Raw genomic sequence first — 12,425 nt, 5'->3', positions numbered from 1 at the left:
TGTGAGTCCGCCCCGCCGCAGGCGGGGCGGACTCGGATGGTTCAGCTGGCCTTGACCGGCTCCTCGGCCCGGGCTCGGGTGCTGGCGAGCCGGTAGGAGTCGGTGCCGGTCTCGATGATGGTGCCGTTGAACGTGAGCCGGTCGACGATGACCGCGCAGAGGCGGGGGTCGGTGAACGTCTTGGTCCAGCCACCGAACGACTCGTTGGAGGCGATGGCCACGCTGTTCTTCTCCTCGCGTTCGGTCAGGACTTGGAAGAGGAGTTCGGCGCCGTGGCGGTCGAGTTCCATAACGTCGGCGCCGACGCCACCGTCCCGCCCCGCCTCAGCGCCGCACAGGCCTTCACCACCGTCTCGTTCACGGTCCTGGGCGGTGCCCTCCGCCTGGCCGGGATGCCTCTGGGGGACGTCTTCGCCCTCCTGGGCGGGTGCGGCGCCCTGGGCGCGGCGACGGTCGTCGCCATGAGCGGCGGCCGTCGGCGCCTGTCCTCCGTCGCCGCCGCGGTCGTGCGTGCAGCGGACGGGAAGTAGGGGCGGGCATGGGGCGCCGGGAGAAGCCCGTCGACCACAGCCATCCCGCCCGCGGCCGGCTGGCCGAACACCTGCGGCTGCGGCGGGAGACGGCGGGCGTGACCTACGAGGTGCTGGGGCGGGAGAGCGGTTTGTCGCCGGCCACGCTCAAGCGCGCGGCCTCCGGGAGGACCGTGCCGCGGCGGGCCGTCGCCGAGGCCTACGTGCGCGGCTGCGGCTGCGGCGGTGACGAGGAAGCGCTGCACACGGTGCGGGAGCTGTGGCGGCAGGCGCGTGTCGAGGAACGCGGGCGGCTGGCGCAGCTGAGTGCTCCCCGGCCTGAACTGATCAGCGACGCAGCCGACCTGAGCCGAGCCCTGGAGGCGGGTGTGGGAGCAGGCCGGGGCGCCGAGCCTGCGGGAGATCCGGGACCGCTCCGGCGCCCCGCTTGCCCTGCCGGTCAGCAGCGCGGCCCGGATCGTCAAGCGCGTCACGGTCCCTGCTGACGAGCAGCAGCTGGTGGCCCTCCTGGCCGGCTGCGACGTTCCTGCGGAGCGGCACCCCGCGTGGGCGGCCGCCTTCGCCAAGATCACGGGTTCCGCCTCCGCCGCTGCGGCCGAGCAGACCCCGGTGGACGAGCGGGACGCCGCCAGGCGTCGGGTCGCCTCACGGCGGCTGCTGCATCTGGCGGCGCAGCAGGAACGGGCCTCCTCGCGCGAACAGCAGTGGAGGCGGTTCATGGATCTGCTGCCGCCCATGGCTCTCGAGGAGATCATCACCAGCGGGACACAGAGTTACCTGGCGGCGGAAGCCGCCCGCAACGGCACGACCGCCCGCAGCATCAAGCCGTGGCAGCCGGACTTTTTCGCGGTGCACGACGGCAGGTATGTGGCGGTCGAGTTGAAGAGCACGTCCCGCAACGACGGGCGCGGGCCGCAGGCCGGCGGGGCGGGGAAGGCGTCGCGTAGGCCGCCGGGCAACGGCGGCGGCCCCGCTGCCCGCCGGGAGTCCGGTCACGGATCCGATCTGCCTGCGCTCACGGCCGCATCCCGCAAAACGGCCGTGCCCGGCCCGCCCGTCGTGCACGTGTCGGGTTCTCAAGTCGAACAACACGACTCCACACACCGGCCGCCACGGACGCCAACCGACCGGCGCCGAGCGTGCGAAGCGCGCCCTGTTCGCGACCACGGTCCGCAACCCTGACGGCACCACCGCTTTGACCTACCAGTGGTTCCACAGCCGCTTCCGGCAGTGGATCGCCGAACTCGACCTCGGCCAAGTCGTCCCGCACCAGGCCCGCCACACTCTGGCCACCAGCCTGCTGCGGCACGGCGCCACCCTCACCCACATCCGCCGCTACCTCGGCCAAGTCTCCGACCGAATGGCCGAGCACTACGTCCACCTCACCAAATCCGACCTAGACAACGTCCTCCAGCACGTCTGGGTCGCCGGCCCCGGCACCGCCAGCCCCGGGCAGCTGCTGACCGGTGACGCCGCCAGCGCACTCACCCGCCAACAGGCCCAGGCCCTCGCGATCGACCTCACCCGCCGCAGCACCCCCGCCGAAGGCCGGTTCTGCACCTTCCAACCCGTTGTCGAGGGCGGCGCCTGACCCTGGAACCTCGACCGCCACAACTGCGACAAGTTCGTCCTGTCCGGCGCCGATCTCCTCTACTGGCGGCGCAAGCGCGAGCAGTGGCGGCTGCTGGCCGAAGGCGCCCCCGACGACGCCACCGCCGACTACCTGCACCACTACTTGGAGCCCACCGCCCGCGCCATCGACGGCCTGGAGAAGGCCCTGGCCGGCCTCTGCCTCCTCGATGACGCCCTCGCCCTGGACCTGCGCAAACCGCAGGACTACTTCCACCGCGTGTGGTCCACCGCCTTCCGCGCCGCCGACCTCGGCGACGCGGGCAGCGACGAGCCGGGTGAGTACAGCGATACGTGCACAGCCGACGGCGACGAGCCAGAACAGGACTCCGCATGAACACCGCCGCCATCCCCGAACCCCGCACCGCGGCGGCCCTGGCCGCCCGCCGTCGCAGCGCAGAGACCGCCCTCCAGCGGGTCAGCGAGGCCATCACCCGGCTCCGCCGCGAGAAAGCCCAGGTCAGCGTCGCTGCCGTCGCCCGCCGCGCGGACGTCTCCCGCACCTTCCTCTATGACAACCCCGAGGCCAGAGCCGCGGTCGCCTCTGCCATGGCGGAAGCCGGTGAACGACGGACCCAGATGCTCACTCTCGACGAACGACTGAAGGCTGCCAGATCCAACCTCCGCTTCCAGGACCGGCGCGTCGCCGACCTCGAAGCCCGCATCGCCGACCCGGGACCAGCACCCTCCACGGCAGAGCTGGAATCAGCCGCCTCAGGCGAGAAGCGCGGCCCGTGACACCATGTGCGCATGCATTTCCAGCTCGCCCCACCCATCGGCGTCGGCCCTCTGCAGATTGGCATGTCACGCCAGGCTGCGAACAGCGCCCTGGACTCGCTGCGGGAACCGACGGCGATCTCCCCGTCCGACCAAGCGGGTCAGCACATCTTCCGGCCGAGCGGCCTGATGATCAGTATCGGATGCGCGCGGGACCAGCTGGAATCCGTGGAGCTGGGACGCCCTTCTGAGCCGTCAGACGTCGTGTTCTTCCGTGGCATCGATCTCTTCGGCCTGCCGGCCCGTGAGGTCGTGACCCGCATGTCCGAAGTCACGGCCATCGCCGCCGACGACGAAGACCCCGCGTCATTCGTCGCGCCAGACCTGCTGCTCAGCTTCTGGCGCCCCTTCGACGGCGACAATGAACCAGACGACGAGCAGGGCTACTACTTCACCTCCGTGTTGCTGGCCCGGCCCGGCTACTACGACGGCCCCGGCCATGGCTAAGCCCCGAGCAGCCATGTGATCTTGCCTCGCCAACCCCTTCACGGCCCGTCCACCGTCCCGGTGGAGGGGCCACCCCATGAGACCACTCGGACGAGCGACAGCATCGACCCCAACTCGGCGTCGAGGACATGTAGTCTATAAATCGCCGCAGTTCAGAGCCGGTATCCGAGCTCCTGCGGTCGGTAATATCGACGAAATCCACCGCCTCAACCCCCGCACCACCACCGGTGCCCAAGCAGCCGACCTCTTGAAAGATCTCACCGAACGCCTACCCGCGACGTTCGTCTACGCAGGCATCAACGTCACCGACACCCCCTCTTCACCGGCACCCGCGGCGCCCAACTCGCCGGACGCGCCACCCTCATCGGCTGCGGCCCCCTCCCCGCCCGCCACGGCACCCGCCAACCGTTCCGCGACGTCATCACCGACATCGAAAACAACCTCGACCTCCAGCAGCACTCACCCGGCACCCTCCCCCGCCACCACACCTACCTCCACCAACGCACCGCCGGCCGCATCGGATCCTGACCTGACCATGGCACACCTGACTGATGTGGACCTCACGCGCGCCCGCCTTGCTGATGCTCAGCTACTCGGCACAGACCTGACAGGTGCGCTGCTGACTCGCGCTGAACTTGTGGGAGTGCGCTGGTCGATTGGCACCACCAGGTGGCCCACAGGAGAACTAGAAGAAGCAGTGCTACGTCGCTCGGAGCACGTTGGGAAGGGCGTCTACGTGGTTCGAGAGGACTGGGAGAGGTCCCCCTCCGGCGTCCTGACAGCGTCCTGAGCTGGCCCTCATTCAGGACCGTGCCGATGGTTCACTGCGTCATGTCGACCTTGGCCTTCGAGGGGGCGCCGGCCACCGGCCACCCCAACCAACCCCGTCACACGGTGAGTCCTACGGGCTGCTGGCGCTGCGGAATTCCCCTACGGCACGCCGTAGCTCCTGCGCGACCTCGAAACGGTTCAGGCCCTCGGCTCGGGCGTAGCGGGTGACGGCGTCCTGGGCTGCGGCTGCCGCGTCGCACCAGACCCGGCGCTGACGAGTGCGTTCGTCGTGGCGGTCGAGCAGTTCCAGTGCGGCACCGGCCCGCCTGACCGCGTACCCATGGCTGTTTCGAACTCGGCGTGACCGCGTGGACGCCCCGACGCCGGAGCCGTCGGCCGGGGGCCGGGCTCCGGCGTCAGGGGTCGGGCCGGTGGGTCAGTGTTGGCGGAGGGCGATGCGGATCGCTCGCTCCACCTGGACCGCGGTGTTGGCGTGTCCGGCGGCGTTGGGGTGGATCATTGTGGCGCGCTTGTCGATGGGACCGCAGTCCACCGACGTGCCGGGGAACGTGGTGGGCCAGTAGTCCGCGGCGTCGCCGCAGATTCCTTCGATCCACTTGGTGCCCTCGGGCTGACAGACGTCGTGGCCCTCGCTGGAGGAGTAGACGTTGACGTAGCGGTCGCCGAAGAACGACGCGGCCCGCTGAATCGTTTTGTTCAGCGGCTTGAGGACGTCGTCACGAAGCCAGTCGATGTCGGCGTGGGTGGTCGCGCCGAGTTCGGTGAGGGACCCGCGGTCGCAGTCAGTGGCCTCGGCCGGCATGATGGCCGGGTAGCCGATGTTGATCACCTTGGCGTTGGGCGCGGCCTTGTGTACCTCGGCCAGCATCTCGATGTACTCGCCCTGGACCCGGGCGAGCCTCTCCCGGACGCTCTCCACACCCTCGGGGGGGGCGGTGAAGTACTCGCGGCAGGACTTGCCGACCGTGCCCTGGTCGAGGCACTTGGGGAAGATGTCGCCGAAGGGCAGGCTGTTGCCGCCGATGGCGATGGTGACGACGTCGGTCTCGTCGTCGAGCCCGGCCCGCTTGATCTGCGTGTCCACCGCGGGCCAGCCGCCGGCAGGGGTCTGGACCGGGCTGATCGGCGTCTGCTTGACCTTGGCGATGTTCGCGATGACGGCGCTGCTGCAGCCGACGTTGGTCAGGTGGACGTACTTGCCGGGCGGGAACTCGGCGAGTTCCCGTTCGACGACGCTGGGGTAGGAGCCGCTGGTCCGGGCGCAGCCGTCCTGCGACGGATCCCCCAGCGGGGGCTGCGGGTCGCCGACGAAGACGCCGGCGGTGAACGAGTCGCCGAGCGCGGCCCATTCGTACTGATCGGCCGCACCGGCGGAGCCGGAGGGTAAGAGTGTGGCCGCGGCGAGCGCGAGCCCGACAGCCAGGGCTCGCGTGCGCGGGCGGGAGACAGGGTGTCGCATGGATCCTCCAGAATCAGTGGAAGACGTCCGGGCTGCCGGAACACGACGCCCGGAGCGGAACGCACCTCAGCCGAGATCGTCTGCGCCGTCACCCCGCCCTGTCCGGTGAAACCGTCCGCCATCACTCGATCGAGCTAATTGGTCGTATCTTTCGCGTCGACTCCCGGCGCAGCCTGTATTCTCGCGCGCGCGAGACGGGGCGACCGGGGGTCGGGGCGACCGGGGTCAGTGGACGCAGAATTCGTTGCCCTCGGGGTCCGTCATGACCGTGCAGGAACCGCCCTGTTCCGTGCCCCGCGGACGAGGGCGGCGCCCAGGGACTCCAGGCGGGCGACCTCCTGCTTGCGGGTGCCGGGGGACGGGTGAAGGTCGAGGTGGAGGCGGTTCTTGCCGGCCGGCTTCGGCTCCGGGACGCGCTGGAAGAGGATGCGGCGGCCAAGGCCCGTGTCCGAGGCCTCGTCGAAGGGCTCGTCCGGGTGGCGGACGGCGGCCAGGTCGCGCCAGGCGGGGCGGCCGTCGACGGTGAGCGTGGCGGCGGGCGGGACGGCGCCCGCGTCCAGGAGCCGGGTGACGAGGGCGCTGTGGTCCTCGCGGTGGTAGTCGAGGGCGGCGGCCCTGAAGGCGGCCGGCGCGTGCGGGTCGGCCCGGTAGTCCCGACTCGGACGCCAGGGAGCAAGTAACCCGCCGGTAGGTATCGGTGGTGGATTTGACCTGCCGTTTCCTGCTGCCAGGGCTCTCGTTGGGCTGATCGGATGAACCGACGGTTCGACGGAAAAGGGGCGGGTGTGCGGCAGGAGTGGTCACCGGAAGTGGCGTGGTGGCGTGCTGGACGCTGGTGGATGGCGACTGCGACCTGGTGGCCGACGCATCCGGTCCGACGAGGCTCGGCCTCTGCCTGATGCTCAAGTTCTTCGAGATCGAGGGCCGGTTCCCGGAGTTCATCGAAGAGTTCCCGCAGCCCGCTGTCGAATACATCGCCGGTCTGGTGAAGGTGCCAGCGGTCGAGCTCGCAAAGTACGACGTGGCGGGCGCGAAACGGCATCGCAGGCAGATCCGCGAGGCACTGGGGTTCCGGCCGTCGACCGGGGCGGATGAGGAACGGTTGACGGCGTGGATGGCGGCGGAGGTCTGCCCGGTCGAGCTGGTCGAGGACCGGCAGCGGGAAGCGCTGCTGGTGCAGTGCCGTGTGGAGCGGATCGAGCCGCCGGGACAAACCCGTGGGGAGAAGGTGCTGGTGACGGCCCGCAACCGGTGGGAGCGGGCGTTCTGTACACGGACCACCGGTCGTCTGGGGGCTGTCGGGGTGGCGCGGCTGCTGGCGCTGGTGGGGGAAGGTGACGAGGACGGCACCACGCTGCTGGCGTCGCTGAAGCGTGACCCGGGCGCGGTGGGCCTGGACTCGCTGCCTTCGGAGATCCTCAAGCTGACCGCCGTGCGGCAACTCGGTCTTCTCGAAGGGCTGTTCGCGGACTGCTCGGAGAAGACGGTGGCCGCGTGGCGGGCGCGGGCGCGGGCGCGGGCGCGGGCGATCAAGATGTACCCCTCGGACTTCCGCGACACCGCCGAGGACGTACGGATCACGCTGCTCGCGGCGCTGTGTTCCTCCCGGCAGGCGGAAATCACGGACGCGCTGGTGGAGCTGCTGGTCGCCCTGGTCCACCAGATCAACGCCCGTGCTGAACGGCGGGTGGAGAAGAAGCCGACGGCGGAGCTGAAGAAGGTCCGGGGCAAGGAGGGCATCCTCTTCAAGCTCGCGGACGCGGCCATCGGCAAGCCGGACGAGGTGGTGCGCACGGCCCTGTTCCCAGTGACGGTGAGAAGACGCTGCAGGACCTGGTCGCGGAGGCGAACGCGAACGAGAAGGTCTCCAAGACCCAGGTCCGCGCCACCCTGCGCTCCTCCTACAGCTCGTACTGCCGGCAGACGCTACCGCCCCTGCTGAGAGCGCTGGGCTTCCCGTGCAACAACACTGCCTACCGGCCGGTGGTGGACGCGCTCGCGCTGCTGGAGAAGTACGCCGGCGTCGACGGCAAGATGCGGTTCTACGCCGCCGACGACGAGGTTTGATGGACGGTGTCGTACGCAAGGACTGGCGCGAGGCCGTCGTGGACGACAAGGGCAGGATCGAGCGGATCCCGTACGAGCTGTGCGTCCTGGTGGCGCTGCGGGACGCGATCCGGCGCCGCGAGATCTACGTCGAGGGCGGCCGGCGCTGGCGCAACCCGGACGACGACCTGCCCGGCGACTTCGAGGCCACCCGCACCGTGCACTACGCAGCGATCCGTCAGCCCCAGGACCCCGCTGAGTTCATCACCGGCCTGGCCCCAAAGCACCCCACCTACTCCGCGCTCGAAGAACTCGGCCGCGCCGTACGCACGATCTTCGCCTGCGACTACCTGGCCAGCCCCGATCTGCGGCCGCGAGATCCACGGCGGCCTCCAAGTCGTGGAGAACTGGAACAGCGCGAAGACCGTCCTGCACTACGGCAAGGACGGCGCGCTGACCGGCCCGGACAAGGAGCACGCCGAGATCTCGATGCTCGCCTTACACCTGCTTCAGGCGGCCCAGCTGTACGACGGTGCCAACACCGGCAGCACGTGCGCCGCTGCACCCACCAGTGATGGAGGGTCAGGTGGGCCCAGATCTCCTGCCGTACCAGTTCCGGCGAGGGTGCGGGCTCTGATCAGCAGGTGTGCTCCGGCCTGCGTGTGGGCCTTCCACAGAGGAGCAGCCCCCTCGAGCCACAGAGGAGCAGCCCCCTCGAGCCTATGGGGCGGCGACGGCCGCCGGCTGCGAAGCGCGCGCCACGACGAAGAGGAACAGCCCGCAGGCCGCCACGAGCAGCCACCCCGTATGCGACGCGGCGGCAAGACCGGCGGGACCGGTGCCCGCGACCAGGCCCCCGGCGACGGCGATGCCGACCGCCGCACCGACCTGGCGCGCGGTGGAGGTGATCGCCCCTGCCACACCGGCCCGTGACGGCGGCAGGCCGCTGACCGCGGTATTGGTGAGGGGGGCGTTGGCGAAGCCGAACCCGACGCCGATCAGCAGGTGAGCAAGGAGGATCAGCGGCACACTCGTGTCCTGGCCCAGGTCGACCAGGCACATACCGCCGACCCCGGTGAATCCACCCGCGAGGATCAGCGGACGCCGTGGTCCGAAGCGTCCCACCAGGGTGCCGGACCAGGGCGCGCACAGGGTGGCCCCGAGCGCCATGGGCAGGGTCGCGGCGCCACTCGCGAGCGGTGTCCAGCCGCGGGTGTGCTGGAGGTAGAGGGTGTTGAGCAGCAGGCTCACGTTCAGCGCGATGAACACCGCCATGGCGCCGAGCACCGCCGTCGCGAACGGCGGTCGGCGGAAGAGACCGAGGTCCACCAGGGGTTGGCGAGTGCGCAGTTCGACCCGGACGAACCCGGCCGTCGCCGCCGTGATCACGGCGTAGCCGGTGAGGACCGCGGGCGAGGCCCAGCCCATGCGGGGTCCTTCGATGAGAACTCCGACGAAGAGGCCAAGGACCACGGTGAGCAGCACCTGGCCGGGCAGGTCGAGTCGCCGAGCGCGCTCTGCGCGGGACTCCGGCACGAACACGGCGACCAGGACGAGGGCGGCGAGGACAACCGGCGCGTTGATCCAGAACACCGCACGCCAGCCGAACGCGGCGATGAGCGCCCCGCCGGTGACCGGGCCCACCGCCATGCTGAGTCCGAAGACCGATGCCCACACGCCGATCGCCCGGGCCCGTTCCCGTGGGTCGGGCATCGCGTTCACTACGATCGCCAGCGCCACGGGGCTCAGCATCGAGGCCCCGACCCCCTGGACGGCCCGGGCCGCCACGAGCAGGCCGAGCGACGGGGCGAAGGCGCACGCGAGGGAGGCCAGGCCGAAGACGAGCAGTCCGCACTGGAAGACGCGGCGGCGTCCGAAGCGGTCCGCGAGCGCGCCGGAGACGATGAGGAGGCTGGCCAGGACAACGGTGTAGGCATCGACGACCCATTCCAGACCGCGGACGCCCACGCTCAGGCCCTGCCCGATCTCGGGCAGGGCCACGTTGACGATGGTGGTGTCCACACCCACCAGGAACATGCTGAGCGCGCAGACGGCCAGCACCGTCCAGCGCTGGCGCCTCCCCAGCGAGGAGGGTGGAGAGGCCAGGGATGTCGTGGTCACGGGAGGTTCCCCTTCGGTACGGGATCGGCTGCCGCCCAGACTCGGATCGAGGGAGGGTCCAGGACCAGGGACTTTGCGGAGACCGCAAAATGTCGGTATGGACACCGAACTCACGCAACTCCTCGGCAGCATCGGGCCACGGTTGCGCGCCCTGCGGCGCGACCGCGGACTCACCCTCGAAACGCTCGCGGAGGACACCGGGATCTCCTTGAGCACGCTGTCGCGCCTGGAGTCGGGCCGGCGACGCCCGACTCTCGACCTGCTCATCCCGCTCGCCCGCGCCCACCGCGTCGCACTGGACCAGCTGGTAGCGGCTCCGGCCACCGGTGATCCGCGGGTCCATCTGAAGCCGCGGAGCCGGGAGCGCGGGAGCGTCCTGGTGCCGCTGACGCAGTACCCGGGCCGGATCCAGGTCTTCAAACAGGTGCTCAGGTACCGCGAACCCAGACTGGTGACCCACTCCGGCTACGAATGGCTCTACGTGCTCGCCGGCGAGCTCCGCCTCATCCTCGGGGAACGCGAGGTGACCCTCCGCCCGGGCGAGGTGGCCGAGTTCGACACCGGCGAACCGCACTGGTTCGGCCCCGTCGGCGCCGAAGCAGTGGAGATCCTGCACCTGTTCGGCCCTCAGGGCGACCAGGCCGTCGTCCGCACCGGCCCGACGGCGAACGGTTGAGGGACACCACCCAGCGGCAGGCGGAGCCGGGCCGAAGCGGCGCCACGCGGGAAGCTGGGCAGGCCGACAGCTCCGGGATCACCGCACGACCCACCGAACAGGGAATGCTCCGGCTCCCTGTGAGGCCCGGCAGGACCGCCACCGGGGCCGTCCCGCTGGGCCTGCCCGGCTTTTCCGAACCCCGCTGACACCTCCACACCCCCATCCTGATCCTGAGGACCGAACAGAAGGAGGCTCGTCGGCGGTGGCTACCGACCTGTGCGACTCGAAGCCGGTCCGACAGGCGGCAACCGAGGGAGCTGCGGCGATGTGGGTCTCGCCGACCCCCGGCGGTCCCAGCACGGCCGCGTTCGCCTTGGCTCGACGAAGGCGGGGATGGCGGACCCGCGGCACCCAACTCGCCGGCCGCACCACCCCTCATCGACTGCGGTGTCTTCCCTGCGCGCCTCGGCGAACGCCAACCGTTCCACGCTCTCATCACCGACACCGATGTCGACCCCCCGCCGGCTTCCGACGGGCGCGGCGAGGGCGCAGCGAGCCGGATGTCCCGCACGTCGGGATCCCGCGGCGCGAGCTGTCAACGCGGCCGTCGGCTGCCCGCGACCCGGCTGCCATTCCGGGGGTCGGCAGCCGTGAGACCCTGACTGACGAGCCGCCAGGTCACGAACATGTGACCCGCGAGAGCGAAACGGTCCGCCGACAGAACCGGCGGACCGTCATGCAAGATTCAGGCTAGGCAACGGCTGTGCCTGTCGCCTTGTGTGCGGTGTTGGTGCCCCAGTATTCGTAGACGACGATGCCGACGGGGGTGTCCTCCAGGAAGAAGTTGCCCTCAATGGATTCGCAGCGTCCGTCGTTGGAGGGGTCGGACACGAACACCCACACCGAGCCGGAACCGTCCCGACCGCTCACCTCGGCCGTGATTCCGCGGCCGTCGGACCTGTTGTCACAGACGGTGACCTTTTCCACGCCGGGGTACCCATTGAGGTCGGCGTCGAAGAAGGCAGCGCCACTCTGGTTGCTTGTGTAAATCCAACCGCTGTTCTGCGACGCCTGTGCGTGGGTGGCGAGGCCCATCGTCGACATCACCGCGATGCCGGCCACGATCGAGGCCCCTCGTATTGCTCGCATGGTTTCCTCCCGTTTCTGCTACGCCTTCAATCAAGGCGCGCCATCGGGTCACGTTAGGCACCGGGTTTTACGAAGGCAACATCTTATTTCCCAACTCCCTTGGCAGAGAAGGTCAGCCGGACCGGCTTCAGCGGCAGTTCAACAGGCGGGCGGCTTCACGGGCGAGCGCCCTGGTGGTTCGCTGAGTAAGCATGCCGCGCACCATGAACAGCAGGCGGCGTCAGTGTCGCGTACTCAGCGTGAGGGCGGGACACCCCGGCCTGCAGGCGCCCGGGCCGCGTCGGTGGATCGCGCCGCCGGGAATGATTCGCGCGTTCGCGGGCGGCATGGGACCGAGGCCACCGACCCCCTCCGGGCCCCGCGACGTCGGCGAAGCCCTCGACCACGAACTGCTGCCGAAGAACATCGAAGGCACCCGCGCCCAGCTGAAACGCCTGCTGAAGCTCGACGTCCTCACCGAGGACGACGCCCTCGGCTTCGCCAGGAAGCGGTGACCGACCAGGCCCCGCGATCAGCAGCCCGTCTCGGCCTCGCCCGGAAACGAACATCACCTCACGAACCGCCCTCAGGACGAAGCCAGTCATGGGCTGACCGTGCGGTCATACCCCTCTTGAGGCAGTGGGCGGCTTCATCTTCGTGATCGTCAATAACCACGTCATTCCAGGCACCAGACGTGGCGCAAGTCTTGACTCCGGCATGATCCCCGCCACAGACTCCGCCTGACCGCGCGGTCATACGGCTTCGTATGACCGCGCGGTCATACGAAGCCGTCCGGTCGCGAGTCGATGGCCGAGCGCCGGACTTGCCGCCGCGAAAG

General features: G+C 70.0%; 15 protein-coding genes and 4 pseudogenes. 13 read left to right on the top strand and 6 right to left on the bottom strand.

Annotated features, from left to right (window positions below; genetic code table 11):
* Positions 1-41: 41 nt before the first annotated feature.
* Positions 42-290 (bottom strand): annotated as a pseudogene (locus tag ACF1A1_RS30905) (ATP-binding protein); the annotation flags it as partial.
* Between ACF1A1_RS30905 and ACF1A1_RS30900 the strand changes: the two are divergent.
* The 9 genes and pseudogenes from ACF1A1_RS30900 to ACF1A1_RS30860 all read left to right on the top strand — a co-directional run bounded on the left by ACF1A1_RS30900 (position 273) and on the right by ACF1A1_RS30860 (position 4,173).
* Positions 273-530: a hypothetical protein gene (locus ACF1A1_RS30900; protein ID WP_392004296.1), complete on the top strand. Its 258-nt coding sequence runs from the start codon at positions 273-275 to the stop codon at positions 528-530. The pseudogene ACF1A1_RS30905 and the gene ACF1A1_RS30900 overlap by 18 nt on opposite strands.
* Positions 531-538: 8 nt before the next feature.
* Positions 539-1,015 carry a helix-turn-helix domain-containing protein gene (locus ACF1A1_RS30895; RefSeq protein ID WP_392004295.1) on the top strand — a complete coding sequence of 159 codons (477 nt, stop codon included), beginning with the start codon at positions 539-541 and terminating at the stop codon, positions 1,013-1,015.
* Positions 897-1,712 (top strand): hypothetical protein, encoded by an 816-nt coding sequence (locus ACF1A1_RS30890; RefSeq protein ID WP_392004294.1) that lies wholly within the window; start codon positions 897-899, stop codon positions 1,710-1,712. The genes ACF1A1_RS30895 and ACF1A1_RS30890 overlap by 119 nt, the downstream gene beginning before the upstream one ends.
* Positions 1,713-1,725: 13 nt before the next feature.
* A complete protein-coding gene (locus ACF1A1_RS30885) occupies positions 1,726-2,121 on the top strand; it encodes a tyrosine-type recombinase/integrase (RefSeq protein ID WP_392004293.1) in 396 nt (131 codons plus the stop codon).
* A 144-nt stretch (positions 2,122-2,265) separates the two neighbouring features.
* The gene (locus ACF1A1_RS30880) at positions 2,266-2,496 is read left to right on the top strand and encodes a hypothetical protein (RefSeq protein WP_392004292.1); all 231 of its coding nucleotides are present in this window, start codon (positions 2,266-2,268) and stop codon (positions 2,494-2,496) included.
* Positions 2,493-2,897, top strand: coding sequence for a DUF6262 family protein (locus ACF1A1_RS30875; protein WP_392004291.1), 405 nt, complete (start codon positions 2,493-2,495; stop codon positions 2,895-2,897). The genes ACF1A1_RS30880 and ACF1A1_RS30875 overlap by 4 nt, the downstream gene beginning before the upstream one ends.
* A 12-nt stretch (positions 2,898-2,909) precedes the next feature.
* Positions 2,910-3,383 carry a hypothetical protein gene (locus tag ACF1A1_RS30870; protein WP_392004290.1) on the top strand — a complete coding sequence of 158 codons (474 nt, stop codon included), beginning with the start codon at positions 2,910-2,912 and terminating at the stop codon, positions 3,381-3,383.
* A gap of 187 nt (positions 3,384-3,570) precedes the next feature.
* Positions 3,571-3,908: pseudogene (locus ACF1A1_RS30865) on the top strand (ATP/GTP-binding protein); the annotation flags it as partial.
* A 10-nt stretch (positions 3,909-3,918) separates the two neighbouring features.
* Positions 3,919-4,173, top strand: a complete 255-nt coding sequence (locus ACF1A1_RS30860) for a pentapeptide repeat-containing protein (protein WP_392004289.1) — start codon at positions 3,919-3,921, stop codon at positions 4,171-4,173.
* 417 nt (positions 4,174-4,590) lie between these two features.
* Here the strand turns inward: ACF1A1_RS30860 and ACF1A1_RS30855 are convergent, their stop codons facing one another.
* Both ACF1A1_RS30855 and ACF1A1_RS30850 read right to left on the bottom strand, forming a co-directional pair.
* Positions 4,591-5,634: an SGNH/GDSL hydrolase family protein gene (locus ACF1A1_RS30855; RefSeq protein WP_392004288.1), complete on the bottom strand. Its 1,044-nt coding sequence runs from the start codon at positions 5,632-5,634 to the stop codon at positions 4,591-4,593.
* 225 nt (positions 5,635-5,859) lie between these two features.
* Positions 5,860-6,329: pseudogene (locus ACF1A1_RS30850) on the bottom strand (VOC family protein).
* Positions 6,330-6,430: 101 nt separating this feature from the next.
* Between ACF1A1_RS30850 and ACF1A1_RS30845 the strand changes: the two are divergent.
* Together ACF1A1_RS30845 and ACF1A1_RS30840 are read left to right on the top strand one after the other, a co-directional pair.
* Positions 6,431-7,576 (top strand): DUF4158 domain-containing protein, encoded by a 1,146-nt coding sequence (locus ACF1A1_RS30845; protein ID WP_392004287.1) that lies wholly within the window; start codon positions 6,431-6,433, stop codon positions 7,574-7,576.
* A 124-nt stretch (positions 7,577-7,700) separates the two neighbouring features.
* Complete coding sequence (locus tag ACF1A1_RS30840; RefSeq protein WP_392004286.1) at positions 7,701-8,255, top strand: Tn3 family transposase; 555 nt, start codon at positions 7,701-7,703, stop codon at positions 8,253-8,255.
* Positions 8,256-8,400: 145 nt separating this feature from the next.
* Here ACF1A1_RS30840 and ACF1A1_RS30835 read toward each other — a convergent pair whose 3' ends face one another.
* Entirely contained in the window at positions 8,401-9,801 is a 1,401-nt protein-coding gene (locus ACF1A1_RS30835) for an MFS transporter (RefSeq protein ID WP_392004285.1), read from the bottom strand.
* A 97-nt stretch (positions 9,802-9,898) separates the two neighbouring features.
* On the opposite strand from ACF1A1_RS30835, the gene ACF1A1_RS30830 reads away from it, so the two are divergent.
* Positions 9,899-10,477, top strand: coding sequence for a helix-turn-helix domain-containing protein (locus ACF1A1_RS30830; RefSeq protein WP_392004284.1), 579 nt, complete (start codon positions 9,899-9,901; stop codon positions 10,475-10,477).
* A gap of 267 nt (positions 10,478-10,744) precedes the next feature.
* On the opposite strand, the pseudogene ACF1A1_RS30825 reads toward ACF1A1_RS30830, so the two are convergent.
* Positions 10,745-10,837 (bottom strand): annotated as a pseudogene (locus tag ACF1A1_RS30825) (ATP-binding protein); the annotation flags it as partial.
* A 372-nt stretch (positions 10,838-11,209) separates the two neighbouring features.
* Positions 11,210-11,581: a hypothetical protein gene (locus ACF1A1_RS30820; RefSeq protein WP_392004283.1), complete on the bottom strand. Its 372-nt coding sequence runs from the start codon at positions 11,579-11,581 to the stop codon at positions 11,210-11,212.
* 329 nt (positions 11,582-11,910) lie between these two features.
* Here ACF1A1_RS30820 and ACF1A1_RS30815 point away from each other — a divergent pair, with 329 nt between their 5' ends.
* The gene (locus ACF1A1_RS30815; RefSeq protein ID WP_392004282.1) at positions 11,911-12,102 is read left to right on the top strand and encodes a hypothetical protein; all 192 of its coding nucleotides are present in this window, start codon (positions 11,911-11,913) and stop codon (positions 12,100-12,102) included.
* Positions 12,103-12,425 lie beyond the last annotated feature (323 nt).

The organism is Streptomyces sp. NPDC014995 (genome assembly GCF_043080745.1).
In the GTDB taxonomy this organism is placed as follows: Bacteria; Actinomycetota; Actinomycetes; order Streptomycetales; family Streptomycetaceae; genus Streptomyces.
This window is presented reverse-complemented; position numbering and strand designations above follow the sequence as displayed.